The sequence below is a fragment of the Ochrobactrum sp. AP1BH01-1 genome, from assembly GCF_018066705.1.
Taxonomy (GTDB): Bacteria; Pseudomonadota; Alphaproteobacteria; order Rhizobiales; family Rhizobiaceae; genus Brucella.
Map to the genome: position 1 here is coordinate 986,371 of NZ_JAGPOU010000001.1, position 24,513 is coordinate 1,010,883.

Consider the following 24,513-nt stretch of genomic DNA (forward strand, 5'->3'; position numbering starts at 1 on the left):
CGTTGTTTGTTAACCATACTGGAGGACATAGAGATGCAGTTTCTCTTTTGGATAGAATTGACTGCGATCCTGGCCGTCAGCGCCGTCGTCTTCGGCATCACCTGGATCGAGATCCACAAGAAGTGACGCACCTAAGGGACGTCGCCTTTCTGATCATAGCCGCTTCGCCCGGTGCGACTTGGCACGGGTTCTGCTGTGCACGACAAATTTCAGGCGATTGTATTGACCAGCGAACTGCGCCAAGCTGCGGGAATGTTCGACTGGTCAGTCATCTTTGTCAGCTTCATAGCCATCGGGGTCGCGGTGTTTCTGATTTACTGCTTCGCGGTGATGATTTTCGCCAAGCCGGACGGAAAGCCTGTTGAGCCGACGTCGATTGACACGGTCGATCTACTGCCGTTCATGAATCATGACGCTGATTAGAGGCCAGCATGAAGCCAGCTTCCCTGCGCCTCGGAAATCTCGCTCACCACAGCGAGACCATGCGATTTTTCCCTGTTGACTGGATGTTTTGGCATTGAATGCCTCGTTCCCGACGCGGCAACGATGCTAAAAATTTCAGCAGCAAGAAATGCAATTATTCCTCGGATCGGCGCCCGAAACACATCATCACAAGAATGTAATTTAGTACATTTTACAACATCATTATATCATAAACGGACGCCACGATCAGTTCTATATCTTGCCATTGGAGATGCAGACCATGATCCACTCGACATTGAATACAAGCGCACCGGAAGCCGCTGTTCATGCGTTTGGCAATTCCGGCAGGCTTCAGGAATTGCTTGCCAAAGTGGAAGATGCCAAGCGCAAGGCCAACAACAGCCTGCGCCGCGCCCAGTCCGCACCCGAGCCGCACGTGACCACGAATTCCATCTTTGTGTCTCTCTATGAAGAACATCTGCGAGACCGGGAATCGTTGTTTTCGTCGCTAAGACAGCTTGATGACATGCGCAAAAATGCGAGCGTCTGAGCCGACGCCTCATGGAGATGGTTTGACCTGAAAGAATGACCCGAAATTATGATCATCCCGCATGTGCCGTGCCTTCAGCCGATATATCCCGGATGGCTTTGACCGAGGAACTTGTTTCGCTGAGCCTTCGGCTTGAGGTTGATCGGGGTCCTGATCCAGGCCGCGCGCCGATCACCGACAGCGATGTCGACGAACTGGCGGGACAGCTCCTTCACGAAGCAGGAGACGGCCCACTCTGGGTTTTCGCCTATGGTTCGTTGATCTGGAAACCTGATTTCGATGCAGTGGACTCGCGCGCCGGAACGGCGAGCGGCTGGCATCGTTCTTTCTGCCTTCGGCTGACGCGCTGGCGGGCGACGATAGCCCAGCCCGGACTGATGCTCGCCCTTCGGCGGGGCGGCAGTTGCAAGGGCATTGTATTTCGGCTGTCGGATGAGGACCGTCTGGGGCAATTGCGCAGAATGATACGACGAGAAATCAGCTCGATTGACGATGCCTATTCCATTCGTTGGATTTCGGTCGAAACGCAAGCTGGGCCCGTGCGCGCACTCGTCTTCTGGGCGGGCCCGCGTGGAGACAGGCTTTCCGAGAACATGCCTCTCGCATCCGTGGCCAGACTGCTTGCACGTGCCTGCGGGCATATGGGGTCCTGCGCCGAATATCTCTATCTCACGGTCAAGCATCTGGAAGAAAAAGGTATTCGTGACCGTAATCTCTGGGAATTGCAGCGTCTGGTCGCCGAAGAGATCGTCGGCCTCTATTGTGAGGAGATGCCCGCCCGGCGCCTCCATCCCGCATAGCGGGACGGGTCCTAATCCTGATAAGCGAGACTATCGCTGAAATTACCGCTGAAATTGCGCCCGGCTTCACGGGCGATGTTCGCCACAAGCGTGATCAGGCGTGTCGCCGCGCTTTCGAGATAGATAGCGCTATAGCTCGTCGCGGGGAAAGAGGCATTGGTATTCAGCACCTGCAGCTCGCCCGTCCGAAGTTCCTTCTGGATCACCACGGGGGGAATTATGGAAATCCCGACCCCTGCCGAAATCATGTTGATCGTTGTGGTGAGCGAGTTGGAGTAGTGGACGGTTGCGTCTTTCAGCCGCTCTTCGGTGAAATAGTTGATGATCTGCTGATAATTATAAGAGCCGCTCTCATAGGAAATGAGGTTGCAGCCAAGCAGATCCTCGCGTGATAAAACATCCTCTGCCCCGCCGGGAAACTGATTGCTGCGCGATATCCAGAACATGCCGAACGTGCATATGTCCACAATACGCAGATTGGGTGTGGGTTCGGGTCTTATGGCGAAAACGATATCGAGTTCCCGCTGCTCCAGCTTCTGCACGATCCCTTTGGATGAGGAGGTTGTAATCGAGATACGAATCTTCGGGTAGCGCTGCCGGACAATATCGAGAATTCCGGGCAATATGGTCATGGCGAGGCTAGGAACAATACCGATCTTCAGCGTTCCTTCCAGCCCGTTTTGCGGGCTCAGGCTTTCTACCAGATCGTGGTAACGGCGCACGACATCGCGCGCACCCTCGACAAAAGCTTCGCCTTCCGCCGTAAGGTTCACGTCACGGGCATCGCGATCGAAAAGCCGGAAGCCCAATTCCTGCTCCATGGCACCGATACGATTGGATATTGCCGCCGGCGTCATATTGAGGCGCGCTGCCGTCGCCCGGAAATTGCGCAGTTCCGACAGCCAGATCACCGTTTCCAGAAAACGGATATTCATGGACGGGCGTGTCCCTTCCCATTTCAGTCACCCGCGCGCGTTTCTTGCAGTCCCTTATTGCGCTCCGGGCATCCAGATTCGTCCTTTCCTTCTAAGGCACTTGCAGGACGAAAATAAGCAATTAGTCATGTTTCGTCCCACAAATGATAGGGACCGGTCGAAACCGGTCCCTATCGGATCAAATCCCTGCGTGAGCCAAGATTTTCTTGGTGGCACCAGATACGTCGCCAAGCTTGAGACCCGTCTTCACCGATGCTTCCCGCACCTTGCCCTTGTCCTGAATGTCGAGCGCTCGCGAGGCGACCGCGTTCACTTCGTCGCGCGGCAGGACCAGCACACCGCTCTCATCGGCCAGAATGGCGTCACCGGGATTGACTACAACACCACCGCACGAGACCGGAATGTTGATGCCGCCACCCAGATCATAGAGCCTGGTGGTGATGGGCGAGATACCCCTCGCCCACATCGGAAAATCGGACTCCTCGATTTCCGTCAGGTCCGTGCATGGGCCGTCGACTATACCCGCGACAGCGCCCGAAGCTTTCGCAGCGATGGTCACACCGCCGCCCCAGCACGCATAGCGGTCGTCTCCCATCCGGTCCACCACGAGAATATCGCCGGGACGAAGCATTCCGGTGACGTGGTGAAGCAGGGTGGAATCCGGCCCCGGTATGGCGATGGTGACGGCGGTGCCGACCACGCGGCGCTTCGGGAGGAGCGGCTGGATGGAACGGTGCATGAAGCCGAAGAAACGCCAGTGTCCGACAGTCGCCGTCTCGACGCCCGACAGGAGCTTGAGATCGCTTCCGGCAATCTGCTCCGGCATGGGATTGATCGTATACATATCACGCCTCCTATGCGCAGGCCTGCAACTGCTTGCCGATGCGGCGATGGCTGACCATGGGGATAAGCGAACGCACACGCTTGATCTGCGCGCGCTCGATGCGGGCCGTCACAAAGCCGACGCCGTCTGATGCACGCGCCACGACATGACCCCACGGATCGCAGACGAGCGAGTGACCATAAGTATGACGCCGTTCACCGTTGGAAACGGTGCTCCCAGTCTGGCCGCAGGCGGCGAAATAGGTCTGGGTTTCGATGGCACGGGCACGCGCCAGCACCTCCCAGTGATCCTTGCCGGTCTGCAGCGTGAATGCGGCGGGAAGCACGATGACATCGGCACCGGCCTTTTCCAGTTCCAGGAAAAGCTCCGCAAAGCGGATGTCGTAGCAGATCGCGCAGCCTACCTTGAACCCGTCAAGGTCATAGACGACGACATTCTCTCCCGGCTTGACGGTGGCGGATTCCTTATAGGCCGTCCCGTCCGGTCCGACGATGTCGAACATATGAATCTTGCGATAATGCGCGATCTCCTTGCCTTCACGATTGAAAACGAAGGTGGAATTGTAGATGCGCTTTTCGTTCGGAACCTTTTCCATCAGTGTTCCGGCATGAACGAAGACCTTGTGCTCGCGGGCGAAATCCTGCGCCATCCTGTAGGCGGGGCCGTCGGGAACGCTCTCCGCCGCCGCAAGTTTTTCTTCCGGTGTACCCCCGTAATATTCGAAATATTCCGGCAGCACGATCAGGTCGGGAGAATCCGCGCGCACGGCATCTTCCATCAATCCCCGCGTAATGCGCAGGTTTTCTGCTTTGTCGGTCTGCGGGCTCGTTTGGATCAGGCTAATCTTCATTTCTTCCTCCAGCGAATGAGTGAGTATTCAGTTCAGGCAACAAGGGCTTCGCTTTTCAGCATGTTCACAGTGGAGATCATGCCTTGGCGAAGCGTCATGTTCTGGGTGGCGACGACCAGCATCGCGGCCCCCTCTTCCTGTGCGAAGCGGCGTTCGGCTTCCGTCCAGGCAGGCATGATCCACGGCTTTCCGGCAGCGCGCGCCGCCGCCGCACAGCGGCGCAGGTCGGCTCTATCTTCATCATTGAAAGCATAGGCTCCCCGACCACGCGCAAGCCCCAGATCCGAAGGGCCGGGAAACAAGCCGTCGATCGTATCGAGCGCAATGATCTTCTCGACGTCGGCAAGGCTTTCCGCCGTCTCGATCATCGCGAAGCATTTCGTCCGCTTGTTCTCTTTTTCGAAGGCATCGGTCGCCGGGCGTGCGTAACCGAAAATGCGGCCGCCAGTATAAGAACGCGTACCCGTCAGCGGATATTTTGCCGCCCTTGTCACCTGACGTGCATGTTCCACGCCGAGGATATGCGGAACGATGACGCCATCCGAGCCGAAGTCCAGCGCCTGCTGGATAGCTTCCGGCGTTGGTGCCAGCACTTTGGTCAGGGTGGACAGACCGTGCGCCTTGGTAAAGGCCAGAAACTGGTCCAGCGTCGACAAGTCGAAGGTGCCGTGTTCGAGTTCAAGGACGAAGGATGAGAAGCCGCAGGTCCGGGCAATTTCCAGATAGCTGAAATGCGGTTGCGACATCCAGAGGGCGATATTTTCCATGCTTGCAGTCACTTTCAGTTGGGAGGTTATTTGCCGATTGTGCGCGACAATCCGAGTGTGCGTTCGATGACGAAGATGATGAACAGCGTCGCCGCGATCAGCACGACCGAAATGGAAGCGGTCATCGGGTCGGTGCGGCTTTCGACATAGTTGAAGATTTCAACCGGCAGCGTCGTCATGCGTGGTCCGGTGATGAAGAGCGAGATCACCACCTCATCGAAGGAAAGAAGGAAGGACAGGGCGGCACTTGCCACGAGACCCGGCATCATCAACGGCAGGGTGATGCGACGAAACACGGTGAACGGCGATGCGCCAAGCATTGTGGCGGCTTCCTCGACCGATGGCGGCAAGGTGGAGAATGCCGTTATCATGATGCGGATCACATAAGGGGTCGTCACAATCAGATGGGCAATTATCAGACCGGTGAATGTGCCGAGCAGTTGCAGCCGCACGAAGACCAGCAGAATGGCAAGGCCGAGCACGATGGACGGCAGAAGCAAGGGCGCGGTGAAGAGGTTCAGCACCGCTTCGCGTCCACGGAACTGATAACGGCGGATCGCATAAGCTGCCGGAATGCCCGCCAGTAACGACAGGACGGTAACGACCGATGCGATGCCGAGGCTGATCCAGAACGCCTGAATAAGCGTCTCATGATGCAGCATTTCCGCATACCACCGCACGCCCCAGCTTTGCGGCGGAAAGGTGAGATAGTTGTCGTTGCTGAACGATAGCGGCACGACCACCAGAATGGGGGCCAGCAGGAACAGATAGAGCAGCACGACCAGCACACGGAATGGCAATGAAGTGGAACCAATCATCTCATTTCTCCTTTGCCAATCAGTCGATGCGACGTGCGATGCGGGAATAGACCATCAAAGCGAGACCGAAGATGATCAGGACAATGACGGAGGTTGCGGCGGCACGCGGCCATTCAAGCTGGATCACAGCCTGATCGTAGATTTCCGTCGCCAGCAGGAATACGCGCCCGCCGCCAAGCAATTTCGGCGTGATAAAGGAGCTGATTGCCAGCACGAAGCAGAGCAGGCAGCCAAGCGCGATGCCGGGCAAGGTGAGCGGCAGGATGATCCGGCGAAATCGCGTGAAGGCATTGGCGCCGAGGGACGCCGCGGCTTCTTCAAGCGAGGCGTTCAGCCGCCCGAAGCCGGCAATCAGCGACAGCGCCATGTAGGGGATCAGGATTTCCACCATGCCTATGAATACGCCGAGCGTATTGTTGACGAGCCTGATCGGAGAGGAAATGATGCCGAGATTCATCAAGGCCCCATTGACAAGCCCCTGGTCGCCGAGAAGCACCATCCAACCGTAGGTGCGCACCACACTGCTGACGAGCAGCGGCGAGACCGTCACCACGAAAAGGAAGTTGCGCCAGACCGGCGAAACACGGTGCAGGAAAAGCGCAATCGGATAGGCGCAGATGAGTGTTGCCAGCGTGATGAACGCGCTCAGCCAGAGCGAGTTGAACACCAGCCCCCAATTGAAGCTGTCGGTAAAGAAATTGATGTAGTTTTCGAACGTATAGCGGTCTGTCAGGACACCGCCGCTCTCGCTCTGCAGGAAGGATATCTGCGCCAGATGCGCAACCGGCGCGATGAACGCGACGAGGTTGATCAAGGCCATCGGCAAAAGGAGCGCAACGGCGACGAGACCGTAACGTCTGCGTCTCAATGGCTTTGCCGGTATGATGTCGGTCGATGTTATCGCTGTCATGACATCAGCTCCCGAAAACCAGCATGTCTTCCGGTTTCCATTCGCACAGCAGCCGGTCGCCGGTATGGAAGGCATGGCCTGCACTTGCGGCAGGCACTTCCACTTTCAGACAAGCGCCTTCGATCTCGATGTCGTATTGAACGATATCACCAATATAGGTCGTGCGCTCCACCACACCGTGCGCGCTGTTGGTCACAACGCTGACCAGATTGCGATCGCGGTTGGGCGTCAGATTGATGCGATGCGGACGGATGGCGATCTGCCCTGACCCGCGTGACTTTCCATGCGTGTTGCAGCGATAGGCGGCGCTGCCGAGACGACAGACATTTTCGTCGACGATCTCGCAATCATGGACATTGGCGCGACCGACGAACTTGGCCACAAACAGGGAGGACGGCTTTTCATAAATCTCTTCCGGCGAACCGAGCTGTGCCAGCTTGCCACTATCCATAACGCCCACAACATCGCACATGGTAAGCGCTTCTACCTGGTCATGCGTGACGAAAACCGTCGTGATATCGAGCCGTTTCTGGATCTCGCGAATTTCGATCCGCATGTCGTCGCGCAGCTTCGCGTCCAGATTGGAGAGAGGCTCATCGAGCAGAAGAATACGCGGGCGAATGACCAGCGCCCGCGCCAATGCCACGCGCTGTTGCTGGCCGCCGGACATTTCTTTCGGCTTGCGCGAACCGTAGCCAGGAAGCCGCACCATCTCCAGCGCCTCCTCGACACGCTGCTTCGCTTCGGCCTTGCCGACCTTGCGCATATCGAGACCGAAAGCGACATTTTCTGCCACGGTCATGTGTGGAAACAGGGCATAGTTCTGGAAAACCAGACCGATATCGCGCTGATGGGGCGGCCTGCGCGAAATATCGTTGCCATCGATCAGGATGCTGCCGTCCGAAATCGATGCAAGACCAGCAATCATGCGCAATGTCGTCGTCTTGCCGCAACCGGATGGACCGAGAAGGCCGAGCAGTTTTCCGCGCGGCAGATCAAGATGAAGGTCGTCCACTGCCCGGTAGTTGTTACCGTAAAGCTTCGTGAGGGCCTTCAACTGAAGAAATGAGCTTTCTGCTACCATATCGAAACCTGTGAGGGTTCGCCGCCGCCCCGGCAAAACGGGGCAGTGCAATCAATTTCGGGATGAGATGCGGGTTGCCGATCAACGGCCAGCCGGAATGATCTGGCGACGCCAGGGATTGAGCAGCTTGTCGCGCATATCGCCGATTGTCATCCAGTTGACGGGAATGAGCTTTTCGCGCTGGGCCGTATCCATGTAAGGAATTCGCTTTTTCGTTTCGTCGTTCACGTCGGCCTTCGTATTCGATGGCGCATAGAACATGATCTCGGCAAACCGGGCCTGCGCCTCGGGGCTTATTGCGTAATCGATGAATGTCTTGGTTGCATCCGTGTTCTTGCCATTGGCAATCGCACTGATGACGTTCACCTGCGCAGCCGTGCCCTCCTTCGGTCCGACCGATTGAAGCTTTCCGCCGGTCTGGTCGAAGTAGAACTGGGCGCGGGCATTATAGCCGATCGACAAGGTCGCCGTGCCGTTTGCAACCAGCGTATAGGCATCGGGCTTCGGTTCCCATGTCTGCACGGCAGGCGCCAGCTCCACCAGCTTGTCGACACCGGGCTTCACTGTTTTCGTATAATCGTTTTCACCGGCAAGACGGTTAGCGATGATCGTAAGCAGGATGGCCTGAATATCGCCGCCGCCCTGTGCCGGGATGATGACCTTGCCGCTTTGCTGCTTGTCCCAGAGCGCTTCCCAGCTATCGGGTGAACCTTTGGCAAACGCATCATGATTATAGAGAAGCGAAAGCGTGTCATATGTGATCGGAATTGCGGAACCAGCGAGTTCCTTGCCGAGATCGGCCACATCCGCATAATTTTTGAGCGATGCCGGATCGAGCTTTTCGACCAGCCCTTCCTCATCGGCAATCTTGGCAACCGAAAGGTCGTAGATCACCGCATCCGTCTGGGAAGAGGATTTCTGGGCACGCATGTTGCCGAGCGAAGTCGCTGCATTCTGCACACCGTAATAAGTGACCTTGATGTCGGGATGTTCCTTCTGGAACGGTTCGATGACGGCCTTGACGTAATTGTCCTGGAATGCGCCACGATAACCCATCACGGTGATTTCCGCAGCATTGGCAGCAAAAACTGTCATTGCCGAAACGCTGAACGCTAAACTTGCCAGAAAAGCCGATTTTCGGTTGATCGAACGTGCCATCAGTCACTCCCCTTTTTGTTTGGAGGTAAGGTGAAGAATGGTGGCCGGAGCGTCCAACGACTTATTCTGTCCGCCTGTTCGATTTTGCTTTATAGCTTTGAATTCCCGGACTTTCTGTCCAGGATGACAGGCGGCGAGACCGGATTGATGAAGCCTGCATCCGACGCGTGATGAAATTCTGCTCTGTTGCCTATTTTTTAAGCAGATTCCAGCTGCGCATCTCCCGCCTGTCGGATCTCATATATCTTCGTCGTGTGGAAATCCCGGCCCGTCCAAGACTGGCACGATCCTTGCTTCTATTAAATCGAACACCGAGCCGCGCGACACTGCATGACTTGTGGTGATCGATCAACCGAGGATGACAGAGAGACTAGCCGATGACCAAGTACAAGCTCGAATACATTTGGCTCGATGGATGCAAGCCGGCTGCGAACCTGCGCGGCAAGACGCAGATCAAGGAATTCGACGCTTTCCCGACGCTTGAGCAACTGCCGCTTTGGGGTTTCGACGGCTCTTCGACGATGCAGGCCGAAGGCCGCAGCTCCGATTGCGTGTTGAAGCCGGTCGCGATCTATCCCGATCCCGCGCGCAAGAACGGCGCTCTCGTGATGTGCGAAGTCATGATGCCGGATGGCGTCACGCCGCATCCGTCCAACAGCCGCGCAACCGTCCTTGAAGACGACGATGCGTGGTTCGGCTTCGAACAGGAATATTTCTTCTACAAGGATGGTCGTCCGCTCGGCTTCCCGGAACAGGGTTTCCCTGCCCCCCAGGGTCCGTATTACACTGGCGTCGGCTACAAGAATGTCGGCTCCATCGCCCGCAAGATCGTCGAGGAACATCTCGACCTCTGCCTTGATGCCGGCATCAATCACGAAGGCATCAATGCGGAAGTGGCCAAGGGCCAGTGGGAGTTCCAGATTTTCGGCAAGGGTTCCAAAAACGCGGCCGACCAGATGTGGATCGCCCGCTATCTCCTGCTGCGCCTCTGCGAGCAGTACGAAATCGACATCGAATTCCATTGCAAGCCGCTTGGCGACACCGACTGGAACGGCTCGGGCATGCATTGCAACTTCTCGACCAGATATATGCGCGAAGTGGGCGGCAAGGATTATTTTGAAGCGCTGATGGCGCAATTCGAGAAGAACCTGCAGGACCATATCGACGTTTACGGCCCGGACAACCACATGCGCCTGACGGGCAAGCATGAAACCGCTCCGTGGAACAAGTTCTCCTATGGCGTTGCTGACCGCGGCGCATCAATCCGCGTTCCCCACTCGTTCGTCCGGGATGGTTATCGCGGTTATCTGGAAGATCGCCGCCCGAACTCGCAGGGCTGCCCGTACCAGATCGCTTCGCAGGTTCTGAAGACGATTTCCGAAGTCCCTACCTCGGAAGACGAAGCACTCGCTGCTTGATTTTCAGCCGGGCGGCCTGCTTGAAAGTTTCAGCAGGCCGTTCTGCTTTGCGAAATCGAAAGCAACAAAAAAGGCCGGGGCGAAAACGCACCGACCTTCCTCATCATCGCTTTCCTACCAGTGCCAGTACATCCGTGGTCAAAAGCATCAAGCGATGAAGGCTATTGCGAGCGACAGACGCGTTCCAGCGCTCTTGAGCAATGCCTGTGACAACCATATAGGCGCACATCTTGTTCAAAACAAGGTCATGCAACAAATTAGATAGCAAGGGTCCAATCCAGCTCTTTTTCCCTCCCGCGCGGGTTCCCGTGCAAGAGGGCCAGCGCTGCCTGCTTACAGTTACCTGTATCGAAACCGCTGAAGGCGGCTCCGGTTGACCGGGCGCCGCCATGCAGAACCTATGCTACGTTCAAAGCGCTTTCGGGGGCGAAAGCTTCATAGCCGAGCGCTTCAGCAACCGGCCTGTTGGTGATGCGCCCCTTGTGAACGTTCAGGCCATTGCGCAAATGCTTGTCCTCGGCAATTGCCCTCAAACCACGGTCGGCAAGCGCCAAACCGTAATGGAGGGTCGCGTTATTGAGCGCATGCGCCGATGTCACCGGAACGGCGCCCGGCATATTGCCCACGCAGTAATGGACGATACCATCCACTTCGTAGGTGGGATCGGAATGCGTTGTTGCATGGGAGGTCTCGAAACAGCCGCCCTGATCGATAGCCACGTCAACGATAACCGCCCCCTTCTTCATGCCCGACAGCATTTCATGGGTAACGAGTTTAGGCGCTGCGGCACCGGGGATCAGCACCGCGCCGATGACGAGATCGGCAGAGAATACTTCATCTTCAAGTGCCTGGATGCTGGAATAGCGGGTATGAACACGACCGCTGAATATATCATCAAGCTGGCGCAAGCGCGGCAGCGAGCGATCCAGGATTGAAACATCGGCGCCCAGGCCCGCTGCCATTCTGGCTGCATGAAGCCCAACGACGCCGCCGCCGATAATCGTAACTTTTGCTGGAAGCACACCGGGAACCCCACCCAGTAGAATGCCGAGGCCGCCATTTGCTTTCTGAAGTGCAGTCGCGCCAGCCTGTATCGACAGGCGGCCCGCCACTTCCGACATCGGAGCGAGCAGCGGCAGCCCGCCACGATCATCCGTCACGGTTTCATAAGCAATTGCCGTCACGCCCGAGGCGAGGAGCCCCTTGGTCTGTTCCGGATCCGGAGCGAGATGGAGATAGGTGTAAAGAAGCTGGCCTTCGCGAAACTGCACCCATTCTGTAGGCTGCGGCTCCTTGACCTTCACGATCATGTCGCACTTGTCGAAAATGTCCTTTGCAGAAGCGGCAATTTTCGCGCCGGCGGCTATGTAACTGGCATCATCGGCACCAATACCGGCACCTGCCTTTGTTTCAATCCAGACCTCATGACCATGGGCCACATATTCACGAACTGCGGCGGGGGTCAGTCCGACACGATATTCATGGTTCTTGATTTCCTTCGGGCAACCGACACGCATAATGCGTTCCTCTCATTTTTGCCCACTTGCCGTGGGTCGTTGTCGATCCGAAAATGAGAACACCGGCGGCTTGCAATGTCCTTGCAAAGAAGATTTGCCTATGCAGGTTTTTTAGTGAATTATTGCGCAGACGGCCCTATTCCTCGAAGGTCCTTCGAATGAGCAATCTTGATCCAATCGATCTTGCAATTCTCCGATCATTGCAGGCCAATGCCCGCATCACCAATGCAGAACTCGCGGAGAAGGTTGGATTGTCGCCTTCAGCCTGTTCGCGCCGCCTCGATATTCTGGAAAAGAGCGGCGTAATTGCGGGTTATCATGCCCGCTTGTCCCAAAGGGCACTCGAATACCGGATGATTGCGATTGTTCATATTTCCCTCTCGGGGCAATCCGTCAAGACGCTTGGCGAATTCGAGGCGGCTGTTAGGCGCTGCCCCAACGTGCTCGCCTGCCACCTGATGTCGGGGGAATATGATTACATTCTGCGCGTTGCAGCGCGCGATCTTGAGGATTACGAATGTATCCACCGCGACTGGCTCTCAGCCCTGCCGCATGTCGTGAAGATCAACTCCAGTTTTGCCCTGCGTGAAATTATCGACAGGCCGAACGTCGGTCTTTAGCTTTTGTGACGCTTATCTTTTCCGAAAGCCGTTTCACACTTTTGCTGGAAATGCTCTAGATTGAAGCTTTTGAACCCCTGATCCTTGGAGCCATGTTGCAGTTCACCAGAAGAGTTTTGCAAGAAGCTGGGTGGGGGTTGCCAGCATCGGTGGCCCTGCATCTGGTGCTGGCATTTCTGTTTCTGGTTCGACTTCCCAATCTTCTCTCGCCTGCCCCGGAACAAAGCGTCAATGTGGAGCTGGTTCAACCACCGCCTCCTGAAAAGAAGCCTCAGCCACAAGCGCCAAAGACGCCAGAACAGGCTGCCCCTCCGCCGCAACCCCAGGCATTCGAGTCCGCGGCTGCAAAGCAGGATGTGAAGTCGCCGCCGGAGCAGGACCTGCCGCCCACTGCACCTGAAGAAATACAGAAACCCAACGAGCCTTTCGAGGCTGATGCGGCTACGGATGCTGTGCAGGCGAACGAAAAACCTTCTACAGCGGAAACAGAACTGGCCGGGCAGCTTCTTCAGACCGAAAAGACATCCGAAACCGGCCAGTCCAGCGCAGAAAAAACTCAAACCGCACCAAAACAAAAGGCCGATGCTTCCAAGCCGGCGACACCGGCCAAAAAACTCACGCGGGCCCGTGAAATCTATTCGAAGGATGCCCTTTCCGATCCTCGTGTGAAACAGGCGCTGGGAAAGCTGGCGTCGAAGGACCGGATCATCCAGATTTGTGGCATCGAGGCGCTTGAACAGGTGCGTCGTCACAAAACCGGCGCATATCCGGACATGCTTGCGCGTGAAGGGGGCTCTGTTTCAGCGACCGGCCTGACAGTCAGCGACGGCGCATTTCGCAGCCAGCGCAGATGGTATGCTATCGACTTCACCTGCAAAGCCAATGCGGAAACGATGGTGATCGATGCCTTCAGCTATAATATCGGACGCGCCATTCCCGAAGGAGAATGGGCCAGACGACAGCTTCCCAAAGATTAATAGCGGCAAGGACCGATATTTGTAATCGAGACAATGGGGCCAATTGCCCGGGAACATGGATTTCCGGCGTCAGGGCATGTTCTTCATCATTTCATGGGTAACGGGCATCATATTTTCGTTGAGATGGTGCATGACCCAAAGCGAGCCGGCCAGAGCGATGCCAACAATGATAAGCGTAAATATCAGCGCCATCAGCGTCCAGCCGCCCTCCGAATTCGGGCTCATATGCAGAAAATAGATCATATGCACCACAATCTGGACAGCACCGATGCCCATGACCAGCATCGCGGTTAGCTGCTTGCTGGCAAACACATCCCCCATGACAAGCCAAAACGGGATGGCTGTGAGAATGACCGACAGGATAAAGCCCGTCATGTAACCGCTGAAAGTCCCGTGTATTTCGCCGGCTGCTGATGCGTGCGGATCATGATGGCGGTCGGGATGGGTTGCGTGGTCTGGGCCTTTTGCGCTCATCCGAGGACTCCCAATAAATATACGAAGGAAAACACGCCGATCCAGATGACGTCCAAAAAATGCCAAAACATCGAAAGGCACGTCAGGCGTCGACGATTTTCGACAATCAGCCCGTGACGCATGACCTGCAACATGAGCGTGATCAACCAGACAATACCGAAAGTAACGTGCAGTCCATGTGTGCCGACAAGGGTGAAGAAGGAGGACAGAAATGCCGAACGGCCGGGCCCTGCGCCTTCGCGAATGAGATGGCTGAATTCATAGATTTCGATTGCCAGAAACGCGGCGCCGAAAATGCCGGTAATGGCCAGCCAGAACAATGTCGCGGTTTTCTCATTTCGCTGCATCTGCAACATAGCGAAGCCATATGTAATAGACGACAGAAGCAGCATGGCCGTATTGATTGCGACCAGATTGAGATCAAACAAATCTGCCGGCGAGGGTCCTGCGGCATAGTTGCGACCGAGCACGCCGTAGGTGGCAAAAAGAACAGCAAATATCAGGCAGTCGCTCATCAGATAGAGCCAGAAGCCCAGCGTCGTGCTGTTTTCCGGATGATGGTCTTCCGTCAGATAAAACTGCGGCTTCTCGGCTTGATCTAGCTGTATCTCTGTCATCGGACCTATCCAGCGAGAAGTTTTGAACGGGCGTCTTCTGTCGCCGCAACTGTTTCAGCGGGGATATAGAAGTCACGTTGATAGTTGAATGTGTGCCCTATCGCGGCAATCAGCAAAGCGGCAAACGACAGGATCGCCAGCCACCAGATGTACCAGATGAGGGCAAACGCGAGGACAACGCTCAGTGCGGCCAGAATGACACCGGCCCCGGTATTGCGCGGCATATGAATGGGGCGGAAGCCGGTCAGCGGTCGTTCATGGCCGCGGTTTTTCATATCATACCAGCTATCGAGATCATGAACTACGGGCGTGAAGGCGAAGTTGTATTCGGGCGGAGGCGAGGATGTCGACCATTCGAGCGTACGGCCGCCCCACGGATCGCCCGTAAGGTCACGCAATTGCTCCCGCTTCAAAAAGCTCACGACGAGCTGGACGAGAAAGGAGGCTATTCCGAGCGCAATCAAGACAGCGCCGAAGGCCGCAATGACAAACCATACCTGCAACGAAGGATCTTCAAACTGGCTGAGCCGCCGGGTAACCCCTTTTAGCCCAAGGACATACAGCGGCATGAAGGCGAACAAGAAACCGATCTGCCAGAACCAGAAGCTCATCTTGCCCCAGAAGGGATCAAGCTTATAGCCGAATGCTTTCGGCCACCAGTAAACGAGTCCCGCCATCAGGCCGAAAACAACACCGCCGATAATCACGTTATGAAAATGCGCGATGAGAAAAAGCGAATTGTGCAGCACGAAGTCAGCCGGTGGAATAGCAAGCATCACGCCCGTCATGCCGCCGATCACGAATGTCACCATGAAGCCGATCGTCCATAACATAGGCACTTCATAGCGGATACGTCCGCGATACATTGTAAAGAGCCAGTTGAACATCTTCGCCCCGGTGGGGATGGAGATGATCATCGTCGTGATACCGAAGAACGCATTGACCGAGGCGCCGGACCCCATTGTGAAGAAGTGATGGAGCCACACAATATAGGACAGGATCATGATGACGCAGGTGGCGTAAACCATTGACGCATAGCCGAACAGGCGCTTGCCACAGAAGGTTGCGACCACTTCGGAAAAAATGCCGAAAGCCGGCAGTACGAGAATATAGACTTCCGGGTGGCCCCATATCCAGATGAGGTTGATATACATCATCGGATTGCCGCCAAGATCGTTGGTGAAGAAATTTGTTCCCACATAACGGTCCAGCGATAGAAGGGCGAGCGTTGCGGTGAGGATCGGGAATGTCGCCACAATGAGCACGTTGGTGCAAAGTGAAGTCCAGGTGAAGACCGGCATTTTCATGAAGGACATGCCCGGCGCACGCATCTTCACGATGGTGGCTATCAAATTGATCCCGGACAGCGTCGTGCCCACGCCCGCGACCTGCAACCCCCAGATATAATAATCGACCCCAACGTCGGGACTGTAGTCAATGCCCGACAAGGGTGGATAGGCCAGCCAGCCAGTTCGGGCGAACTCTCCCACAAAAAGCGACATCATGATGATGATGGCGCCGCCGGTCGTCATCCAGAACGAGAAATTATTGAGGAACGGGAATGAAACGTCCCGCGCACCGATCTGCAGCGGCACAACATAGTTCATCAAGCCTGTCACGAAGGGCATGGCCATGAAGAAAATCATGATGACGCCGTGCGCAGTAAATATCTGGTCGTAATGGTGCGGAGGCAGATAGCCTTCATACCCATTGAACGCAATTGCCTGCTGGATGCGCATCATGATGGCGTCGGCAAAGCCGCGCAGAAGCATGATCAATGCGAGAACGACATACATGATGCCGATCTTCTTATGGTCCACGCTGGTGAACCATTCGTTCCACAGGTAACCCCACAGCCGGAAATAGGTAATCAAACCCACGACAGCGATCCCTCCAATAGCGACCACTATGAAGGTCACCAGAAGGATTGGTTCGTGATAGGGTATCGCTTCCAGGGAGAGGCGCCCGAAGATCAAACTCGTGGAACTGTCACCGCCAATCATGATAGAACATTCCCGAAGTTACTGTTATCCGATTGCAGATTCTTCAATCTCTTGGTTTTGTTCGCCAGTTCACCCTGAACGCAGAGCTACCACCAACCTCCACCGCGCCCTTGGGCACAAACGGTTTTCAGGGCATGTTATGCATGTCATGGCCCGGATCCTTTTGCGCGTCGGGTAAAGCTTGAATATCAGTTGCGCTGGATTGCGCGGCATCAATGCTACGACGATTGTCGTGTTGTAGACGGGCCTTGTTTTCGCGACTATCGAGGCCTGCGCCGCCCATCCGGTCGATATGCATCATTTCGCTCATGCACATCTGTCCGGGGCGAACACACATGTTGAGCACGGCTTCAAAAAGTCCGCTTTCAACAGCGCTGAAGTAACCAACCGGCTCCCGGATGCTCGGCTTTTCCAGTTTCAGATAAGTATCCCTGTTCAGGGCGGTCCCATTCTGCTTCACCTGGCCTATCCAGTTGTCGAATCCCGGAGCGTCAAGCCCGTGAAACTGGAAGCGCATGTGGGAAAAGCCTTCGCCGCTGTAGTTGGAGGAAAACCCTTCATATTCGCCGGCCTTGTTGATGACCGCATGAAGCCGGGTCTGCATTCCCGGCATGGCATAGATCATGCCTGCAAGCGCCGGAATATAGAAGGAGTTCATAACCGACGAGGCCGTGATCTTGAACTCAATCGGCGTATCAACCGGCGCCGCCATCTCGTTGACCGTAGCGATGCCGTAATCCGGATAAAAGAACAGCCATTTCCAGTCGAGCGCCACAACCTGGACAGTCAAGGGTTTGGTCCCGGCTTCGACCGGCCGCGTGCCATCAATGCGATCCAATGCCCGGTAAGGGTCGAGCTTATGCGTATTTAGCCAGGTGATCGCGCCCAATGCGATAATGATCAGCAGAGGAGCAGTCCATATGACCACTTCGAGCGCTGTCGAATGATGCCATTCGGGATCATATCTGGCCGCGCTATTCGACTGCCTGTACCGCCACGCGAAGAAAAGCGTCAGGAAGATGACGGGAATGATGATGATCAGCATCAGGATCGTGGATACGACGATGAGGTCTCTCTGCTGCGCGGCAACGTCTCCCGACGGCGACATTACGACCATATTGCAGCCCGCCAGCCCCGGCAGAAGAAGCACGGCTGGGATCGCTTTTCGCGTGAAACTGAAGAATGCGTTCATGTCTGACCCGACTTACATTCTGTTCCTTCATCATGATAAGGCGCAATTGCATTTCGGAAAGACCCATTTTTCAGTTTATGGAAGTTGTGCAGTCCAGCGATCCGCCGAACAACTATATCTGCTTTTTTTTTGACCCTTTCCTTGATAACTTGTCGTTGTGCGACATCATAAAGCACATGATACGTTTCCTTCGGAGAGTTTCATGAGTTCGTCCGCCACACCGTCATCGTCAGGTCTCGAAGAGGACGCACGACGCATCCATAGCGACGGAAAGCCTTTGTCGCCGGGAAACGTCGCCATCGGCGTTGTCATCGGGCGAACATCCGAGTTTTTCGATTTCTTCGTCTATGGGCTTGGGTCCATTCTGGTTTTTCCCAAGTTGATTTTCCCGTTCGTCCCCGATCCGGTAACGGCAACCCTGATGTCGTTCGCGGTTTTTTCGCTGGCCTTCATTGCGCGCCCGGTGGGTTCGTTCGTCTTCATGTGGATTGATCGTCATTACGGGCGTGGAACAAAACTCACGCTCGCTCTGGTTATTCTGGGCGGCTCAACGGCCTCCATCGCCTTCTTGCCCGGGTTCGAGACGATTGGATATTGGGCTGTGTTTTTGCTCGCCCTGTTCAGGCTGGGCCAAGGGTTCGCACTTGGCGGTGCATGGGATGGCCTGGCTTCCCTGCTGAGCTTGAGTGCGCCAGCGGGCAAACGCGGCTGGTATGCGATGATCCCGCAATTGGGAGCGCCGATCGGCTTTGCACTGGCAAGCATTCTTTTCGCCTATTTCGTGCATAATCTCAGCGAAGCTGATTTTCTCGCATGGGGTTGGCGCTATCCGTTTTTCGTGGCCTTCGCAATCAATGTCGTCGCGCTGTTTGCGCGCCTTCGCATCGTCGCAAGCAGCGAGTTCGGCGCGGCAATGGATGCCCAGGAACTACAGCCCCGACCCGTATTTGAAATGCTGAGCAAACACAGCATTGATGTGGTTCTGGGGGCCTTCGTGCCTTTGGCAAGCTTTGCCATGTTTCACCTGGTCACGATCTTTCCGCTCAGCTGGGTCGTCCTCTCCGGCGCACAGCCTGCCGAACGCTTCCTCTGGGTTCAGGTAGCGGGTGCTGCGGTCGGTCTGATCGGAATCATCTTGTCCGGATTTGTTGCCGATCGCATCGGGCGGCGTAACGAATTGATGATCGGCGCTATAATCATCGCCCTCTTCAGCTTTTCTGCGCCCTTCCTTCTCGATGCCGGCAGCGCGGGGCAGGATGCCTATATTCTGATAGGTTTTGCTGTTCTGGGCCTGACATTCGGTCAATCGTCCGGCGCGGTTTCTTCCCGCTTCACCCAATATTATCGCTATACCGGCGCGGCTTTGACGTCGGACCTCGCCTGGCTTGTGGGCGCAGCTTTCGCTCCGCTGGTAGCGCTCGGCCTCGCCAGCAGTCTTGGAATAATTTTCATCGGTGGATATCTTATATCCGGAGCAATCTGCACGCTCGCAGCTCTCAGCCTGTCGCGGGTGCTAGACCAAAGCTGATGAGGACAAACCTCCAGTCCACTACTCACCTGCTCCGTTCGGGCTGGTGACCGGAGTTAGCCGGCCCTAAAGCCTCCCCGCTTCGATAATGCGTTGGAGAAATTTTCGGGTACGTTCTTCTTGAGGATCTCCGAATATCTGCTCAGGCGGCCCCTCCTCATGGACCTTGCCCCCATAAAGGAAGCATATTTTGCTCGCAACTTCCCGCGCAAAGCCCATCTCGTGGGTGGCGAGCAGCATCGTCATGCCTTCCGCCGCCAGATCGCGGACAATGTTGAGCACTTCCGACACGAGTTCTGGATCAAGCGCCGACGTAATTTCATCAAGGAGCAAAACCGAAGGGCTCATCGCCAGCGCACGCACGATTGCGACGCGCTGTTGCTGCCCTCCGGACAATTGGTCCGGATAGGCTGCCGCCCTGTGTTCCAGGCCGATACGCGTCAGCAGCGACAAGGCGCGGGCCTCGGCGTCCTCCCGCTTCTGTCCCAGCACTTTCATCGGCGCAAGCATGACATTCTCAACCACGCTCATATGCGGGAAAAGATTGTAGCTCTGGAATACGATGCCGACGTCGCGCCGGAGCGCATTGACGTCGACACCGGGGCCCGACATGCGGTCGCCATGGATACAGATTTCGCCTCCCTGGATTTGTTCCAGCCCATTCAGACAACGCAGCAAGGTTGATTTACCGCAGCCCGACGGGCCGATCAGGCAGACCACCTGATGTTCGTCCACGCTGAGGTTCAAGCCGTCGAGAATTTTGACCGGACCATAGGTCTTCGTTACATCACGGATTTCTATCATCGCCATCGTTCATATTCTCCGGAAGGACTACGATTGCGTACGCCGCTGTTCGCGCTCAAGCAGACGGTCGACGAAACGAGCCTGCGGGATCGTTATCAGGATGAACAGCAGAGCAACCGTCGTCACAGGCGAAAGATTGAAATTGTTCGCACCGATAATGCGGGCCTGATTAAACGCATCGATCGAGCCGATGACATTGACGAGAGCCGTATCCTTTTGGAGCCCGATAAAATCGTTGAGAAGCGGCGGTATGATACGCCGAACCGCCTGCGGCACGACCACGTAGCGCAACGTCTGGAAGTACGACAGACCAAGGGAGCGTGCTGCGGCAACCTGACTGCGATGGATGCTTTCGATCCCGGCTCTGTATACTTCGGCGACATATGCCCCATAGGTGAGCGTCAGGGCGATGATCGCATAGGATTCCGGCGAGAGGTCTTTCAGATAAGGCAAGCCCGTCAGCGGAATGCCGAAGCCGATCAGATAAATATTGATGATCGCAGGCAAGCCGCGAAACATATCGGTATAAACCGTTGCAATCAGGCGGACGGGCCGTCCGGCTTCTCCGGGCATCAGACGCGCGATCGCAACGACAAGGCCCCAAACCAGGACCAGGATTTCAGCAATCACAAAGATATAGACGTTGACCCAAAAAGCCTTGAGCACAAGCCAAAAGGAACTGGCAATCAACGGTATTTGCAGAAATGTGCGGCTGACGGCAAGGTCGTTCACCAGCAGGAATTGAATGCCTGCCAGAACCAGAACCGTTACCGCGCCATAGCCGAGCGTCGAATAGGCGCAATCGCGCGCAGTTGCCGCCGCCGCGCGAGCCGCAATCAGATCCTTCGTAGTAAGCGCCTGCCGGGCCGACGTCGACATTCGCCAGGATTGGATGGCCGGCTTCAACAACAACAGCGTCGCCAAACCGCACAAAAGCAACAAAGCTGCTGTAATGATCCCGCCCATTCCAAGCTCTGTCAGGGCAGCATTGAGGTCGCGCAGCGTTTTCCAGCTGGCGAGCACAACGACCAGCGCGACGACAAGGGCTGTGACAGCCCAGTTCATCGTGTCGCGCGGCGGCGCACTGGCACTCCAGCCGCGTTCGCTGTCGTAAAGACCAAGTGTCGGCTTGGTGCCGTATTGAGGGGTGTTGGCGGACATCGCGCGAGCCTCCCTTTCTATACGCCGCAATCCTGCCGCTGCTGGTGCAGGCAGAACGAACGATCAATGGAATGGCTGCATCGGACCGCTACACACGGCGATCCGATGCGACAACGCGATTATGGCTTCAGATAAGGAATCTTGGCCGGGTCGGCACCCCAGGCATCGGCCAGATATGTTTTTGACAATGCAGCGAAGGTGCCATCCTTCTTCATATCCTCAATCATCTTGTTGAAGACGGGCTCGTTGGGAGAGCCTTTGGGATAAAGCGCGCCATAGGATTCGCCAGTGGAATATTGATATGGCACCTCAACCATGCCCTTGGAGTTTGACGCGACGCCCAACATGATCGAGGTGTCATGGAGAGCGGCGTCGATCTGGTTGGCCATCAAAGCGGTCGTAAGGGCGCCGGTATCGGCAAAAACCTTGACTTCCTTGGGTTTCAACTTCTGATCGACAAAAGACGCACCGGTCGTACCCTGCATTACGCCGATGCGAAGGTCCTTGACTGTTTCAGGCGTGTAATTTGTCCCTTTTTTGATCGCCACACCGATGTCTGAATCGAAATAAGGCGTAGAGAAATCTACCACCTTCTTGCGCTTATCAGTGATGGAGACTTCAGCCAGAGCGATATCAAAATCCTTGGTCTGTGCGGCGACCAGCGCATCAAAAGACACGTTGACCACCTTCACCTTGTCGAGACCGGCACGGTAAGCCATATCGACGGCCATGCAGTATTCGTAGCCGTCTTTCATGGCATCGGGTGAATCGCCATTCCACCACGCTGGAGCTGGCAATGTGGTCTGGACCGTGAGCTGTCCCGGTACAGCCGGCTTGATCGGGTCCGAGCCCTTCGTGCCGGTGACCTCGCAATTGCCGATTTTCTCTGCCTGGGCAGACAAGCTCGCCGCGAGCAATGCGGCCGAGACAATCAAGCACTTCGCGATAGAATGTGTCGTAAAACCAGTCTTCATTTTTCGGGTTCCCCTTATTATAATTATTAGAATGTTACGGCATACAATAAAGACGGATTTCCTGAAATGCGCAGTAACATTCCTAAAGTATTTGTGACTCAGACCTTACCAAAACACAAGCGCGCCTTAGACGGTGTTTAGGGCGACCATGCTGCAAGAGGGTGTAGACCATCGGTACAAAGTGGAGCAGGTCCTACCTCCGTCTCGAAAGGGAGGTAAGGCAGCGGGACCTACATTCTTCTTCTGCGCGCGCCGGGCGGCCGAATGATCGCCAGCGAAAATCCGAAGCATTCCTGGCCCGGATTGAAGAAGAACCCGACGAACAAAATATTCTATATTATATTGATTTTGCTAAGCTATTACATCCAACTCATTATAGCCTGACTGCAATATGATGCGTCTCGTGTCCGCTCTTGCTGATCCGGCAGACTCGAATCATTGACTTTTCAAAATAGCGGCATTTAAACACCGTTCAAATTCCTGAAATGGGTCATTCCCGAGCGACCGTATTGATCGGCACGCTGCGTTAGAAATCAAGAGTAAATCATGGCAAACGAAGATATCGAAGCTCGTCATCTGGAGACTCTGGATCGAGACTTGGGCCGCTTCGTCAAGCTTGAAACGGCGGCGAGTTACGTTTCGCGTCCGCTTGTGGCGCCGGGCATCGCTCTTGTTTTCATCATACTTGCCGGGCTTGGCGCCGCCATGCTGCTCGGCCAGACCAGTCAGATGCTTGTCGTTGTGGCCGCAGCCGTTTTCGGCGCCTACATGGCGTTGAACATTGGCGCTAACGACGTGGCCAACAATATGGGACCGGCTGTCGGTGCCAACGCGCTGAGCATGGGTGGCGCGATTGCGATTGCGGCGGTGTTTGAAAGTGCTGGCGCGCTGATCGCCGGAGCTGATGTTGTGTCTACGGTCGCAACCGGCATCATAGCGCCAGACACTCTTGCAACACCGACCATGTTCGTCTGGGCCATGATGGCGGCGTTGCTGGCCTCTGCGCTTTGGGTCAACCTTGCGACATGGATCGGCGCTCCTGTTTCGACTACGCATGCGGTTGTCGGAGGTGTGGTGGGCGCAGGCATCGTTGCGGCCGGCTTCGGAGCGGTGAACTGGTCTCAAATGGCGGCTATCGCGGCAAGCTGGGTTATTTCCCCTGTACTGGGTGCGATCATAGCGGCCGGTTTTCTCTGGTTGATCAAAGCCCGTATTGTCTATCGTGCAGATAAGATTGCCGCTGCCCGCGTGTGGGTGCCGATCCTTGTCGGTCTCATGGCGGGAACCTTTGCCACATATCTGATCATGAAAGGGCTGAAGCAATTGATCGACGTATCGATTGGGATAGCCCTGATCTTTGGGTTGGCTGTCGGCGTCGGAAGTTGGCTGATTTTGATCCCGATCATTCGCCGCCAGTCCCACGGCCTCGAAAATCGCAACAAGTCGCTCAAGATCCTGTTCAGCATTCCTCTCGTTGTTTCGGCCGCATTGCTCAGCTTTGCCCACGGTGCAAATGATGTGGCAAATGCGGTCGGGCCGCTCGCAGCAATTGTCCAGACATCGCAGACCGGCGCGTTAAGCGACGGCGTCGTGATCCCACCCTGGGTTATGCTGATCGGCGCATTTGGCATTTCATTCGGCTTGTGTCTGTTTGGCCCCAAGCTCATTCGAATGGTTGGAAATCAGATCACCAAACTGAACCCGATGCGGGCCTATTGCGTATCGCTTTCCGCCGCAATCACCGTCATTCTGGCGAGCTGGCTGGGACTGCCCGTCAGTTCGACACATATTGCCATTGGTGCGATCTTTGGGGTTGGGTTCTTTCGGGAATGGGACACAGAACGTCGATTGAAAAAGGCCCGTCAGGCCCTGCCATTGGAAGCTATTCCGGTTGAAGAGCGCCGCCGTCGCAAGCTGGTCCGCCGATCGCACGCACTGACGATTGCCGCCGCCTGGGTGATAACAGTGCCCGCTGCAGCAATCCTTTCAGCCATTCTGTTTGCATTGTTGAACCAGATCCCTGTTGGAAACTCCTGATCCAGCGACCCAAAACAGCGGTTTAACGTCTGGAGCATTTCTCGTGATCAGC

At 55.8% G+C, this 24,513-nt stretch carries 24 protein-coding genes; 8 read left to right on the forward strand and 16 right to left on the reverse strand.

The annotated features are described in order from the left end of the window. Positions 1–222 precede the first annotated feature (222 nt). From J9800_RS04625 to J9800_RS04635, 3 genes are all read left to right on the forward strand, one after another. Positions 223–423 (forward strand): hypothetical protein, encoded by a 201-nt coding sequence (locus J9800_RS04625; protein WP_114217028.1) that lies wholly within the window; start codon positions 223–225, stop codon positions 421–423. A 280-nt stretch (positions 424–703) separates the two neighbouring features. Further along, a complete protein-coding gene (locus J9800_RS04630) occupies positions 704–973 on the forward strand; it encodes a hypothetical protein (protein WP_114217027.1) in 270 nt (89 codons plus the stop codon). A gap of 35 nt (positions 974–1,008) precedes the next feature. Then, positions 1,009–1,773 carry a gamma-glutamylcyclotransferase gene (locus J9800_RS04635; protein ID WP_114217026.1) on the forward strand — a complete coding sequence of 255 codons (765 nt, stop codon included), beginning with the start codon at positions 1,009–1,011 and terminating at the stop codon, positions 1,771–1,773. 11 nt (positions 1,774–1,784) lie between these two features. On the opposite strand, the gene J9800_RS04640 is transcribed toward J9800_RS04635, so the two are convergent. From J9800_RS04640 to J9800_RS04675, 8 genes are all read right to left on the reverse strand, one after another. After that, on the reverse strand, positions 1,785–2,708 hold the full coding sequence (locus J9800_RS04640; RefSeq protein ID WP_114217025.1) for a LysR family transcriptional regulator: 924 nt from the start codon (positions 2,706–2,708) through the stop codon (positions 1,785–1,787). Between the two features lie 178 nt (positions 2,709–2,886). Continuing rightward, positions 2,887–3,552, reverse strand: coding sequence for an RraA family protein (locus J9800_RS04645; RefSeq protein ID WP_114217024.1), 666 nt, complete (start codon positions 3,550–3,552; stop codon positions 2,887–2,889). Positions 3,553–3,562: 10 nt separating this feature from the next. Beyond that, on the reverse strand, positions 3,563–4,402 hold the full coding sequence (locus J9800_RS04650) for a carbon-nitrogen hydrolase family protein (protein WP_114217023.1): 840 nt from the start codon (positions 4,400–4,402) through the stop codon (positions 3,563–3,565). Positions 4,403–4,434: 32 nt separating this feature from the next. Further along, the gene (locus J9800_RS04655) at positions 4,435–5,169 is read right to left on the reverse strand and encodes an HpcH/HpaI aldolase family protein (RefSeq protein ID WP_210845633.1); all 735 of its coding nucleotides are present in this window, start codon (positions 5,167–5,169) and stop codon (positions 4,435–4,437) included. Positions 5,170–5,195: 26 nt separating this feature from the next. Beyond that, on the reverse strand, positions 5,196–5,987 hold the full coding sequence (locus tag J9800_RS04660) for an ABC transporter permease (protein WP_114217021.1): 792 nt from the start codon (positions 5,985–5,987) through the stop codon (positions 5,196–5,198). A 19-nt stretch (positions 5,988–6,006) separates the two neighbouring features. Beyond that, complete coding sequence (locus J9800_RS04665) at positions 6,007–6,897, reverse strand: ABC transporter permease (protein ID WP_112590060.1); 891 nt, start codon at positions 6,895–6,897, stop codon at positions 6,007–6,009. 4 nt (positions 6,898–6,901) lie between these two features. Continuing rightward, positions 6,902–7,981: an ABC transporter ATP-binding protein gene (locus tag J9800_RS04670; protein ID WP_210845635.1), complete on the reverse strand. Its 1,080-nt coding sequence runs from the start codon at positions 7,979–7,981 to the stop codon at positions 6,902–6,904. A gap of 81 nt (positions 7,982–8,062) precedes the next feature. Continuing rightward, a complete protein-coding gene (locus tag J9800_RS04675) occupies positions 8,063–9,139 on the reverse strand; it encodes an extracellular solute-binding protein (protein WP_114217020.1) in 1,077 nt (358 codons plus the stop codon). A 377-nt stretch (positions 9,140–9,516) separates the two neighbouring features. Between J9800_RS04675 and J9800_RS04680 the strand changes: the two genes are divergently transcribed. Beyond that, complete coding sequence (locus tag J9800_RS04680; RefSeq protein WP_114217019.1) at positions 9,517–10,557, forward strand: glutamine synthetase beta-grasp domain-containing protein; 1,041 nt, start codon at positions 9,517–9,519, stop codon at positions 10,555–10,557. A 398-nt stretch (positions 10,558–10,955) separates the two neighbouring features. On the opposite strand, the gene ald is transcribed toward J9800_RS04680, so the two are convergent. Further along, the gene (gene ald, locus J9800_RS04685; protein ID WP_114217018.1) at positions 10,956–12,074 is read right to left on the reverse strand and encodes an alanine dehydrogenase; all 1,119 of its coding nucleotides are present in this window, start codon (positions 12,072–12,074) and stop codon (positions 10,956–10,958) included. A 158-nt stretch (positions 12,075–12,232) separates the two neighbouring features. Between ald and J9800_RS04690 the strand changes: the two genes are divergently transcribed. Both J9800_RS04690 and J9800_RS04695 read left to right on the forward strand, forming a co-directional pair. After that, positions 12,233–12,694, forward strand: coding sequence for an Lrp/AsnC family transcriptional regulator (locus J9800_RS04690; RefSeq protein WP_114217017.1), 462 nt, complete (start codon positions 12,233–12,235; stop codon positions 12,692–12,694). 137 nt (positions 12,695–12,831) lie between these two features. Then, entirely contained in the window at positions 12,832–13,671 is an 840-nt protein-coding gene (locus J9800_RS04695) for a DUF930 domain-containing protein (RefSeq protein WP_286167640.1), read from the forward strand. Positions 13,672–13,740: 69 nt separating this feature from the next. On the opposite strand, the gene cyoD is transcribed toward J9800_RS04695, so the two are convergent. From cyoD to cyoA, 4 genes are all read right to left on the reverse strand, one after another. Then, positions 13,741–14,145, reverse strand: coding sequence for a cytochrome o ubiquinol oxidase subunit IV (gene cyoD, locus J9800_RS04700; protein ID WP_112592893.1), 405 nt, complete (start codon positions 14,143–14,145; stop codon positions 13,741–13,743). Next, positions 14,142–14,762: a cytochrome o ubiquinol oxidase subunit III gene (gene cyoC / locus J9800_RS04705; RefSeq protein ID WP_112592894.1), complete on the reverse strand. Its 621-nt coding sequence runs from the start codon at positions 14,760–14,762 to the stop codon at positions 14,142–14,144. The genes cyoD and cyoC overlap by 4 nt, the downstream gene beginning before the upstream one ends. A 5-nt stretch (positions 14,763–14,767) precedes the next feature. Further along, a complete protein-coding gene (gene cyoB / locus J9800_RS04710; RefSeq protein ID WP_114217015.1) occupies positions 14,768–16,765 on the reverse strand; it encodes a cytochrome o ubiquinol oxidase subunit I in 1,998 nt (665 codons plus the stop codon). A 127-nt stretch (positions 16,766–16,892) separates the two neighbouring features. Continuing rightward, positions 16,893–17,957: a ubiquinol oxidase subunit II gene (gene cyoA, locus J9800_RS04715; protein ID WP_114217014.1), complete on the reverse strand. Its 1,065-nt coding sequence runs from the start codon at positions 17,955–17,957 to the stop codon at positions 16,893–16,895. A gap of 202 nt (positions 17,958–18,159) precedes the next feature. Between cyoA and J9800_RS04720 the strand changes: the two genes are divergently transcribed. Then, complete coding sequence (locus tag J9800_RS04720) at positions 18,160–19,485, forward strand: MFS transporter (protein ID WP_114217013.1); 1,326 nt, start codon at positions 18,160–18,162, stop codon at positions 19,483–19,485. A 66-nt stretch (positions 19,486–19,551) separates the two neighbouring features. On the opposite strand, the gene J9800_RS04725 is transcribed toward J9800_RS04720, so the two are convergent. The 3 genes from J9800_RS04725 to J9800_RS04735 form a co-directional block, all read right to left on the reverse strand. Beyond that, on the reverse strand, positions 19,552–20,295 hold the full coding sequence (locus J9800_RS04725; RefSeq protein WP_112592898.1) for an amino acid ABC transporter ATP-binding protein: 744 nt from the start codon (positions 20,293–20,295) through the stop codon (positions 19,552–19,554). Positions 20,296–20,316: 21 nt separating this feature from the next. Next, positions 20,317–21,450 carry an amino acid ABC transporter permease gene (locus J9800_RS04730; protein WP_286167639.1) on the reverse strand — a complete coding sequence of 378 codons (1,134 nt, stop codon included), beginning with the start codon at positions 21,448–21,450 and terminating at the stop codon, positions 20,317–20,319. Positions 21,451–21,569: 119 nt separating this feature from the next. Next, on the reverse strand, positions 21,570–22,424 hold the full coding sequence (locus J9800_RS04735) for an ABC transporter substrate-binding protein (protein ID WP_205315985.1): 855 nt from the start codon (positions 22,422–22,424) through the stop codon (positions 21,570–21,572). Positions 22,425–22,970: 546 nt separating this feature from the next. On the opposite strand from J9800_RS04735, the gene J9800_RS04740 reads away from it, so the two are divergent. Further along, on the forward strand, positions 22,971–24,461 hold the full coding sequence (locus tag J9800_RS04740) for an inorganic phosphate transporter (protein ID WP_112592899.1): 1,491 nt from the start codon (positions 22,971–22,973) through the stop codon (positions 24,459–24,461). Positions 24,462–24,513: the final 52 nt, after the last annotated feature.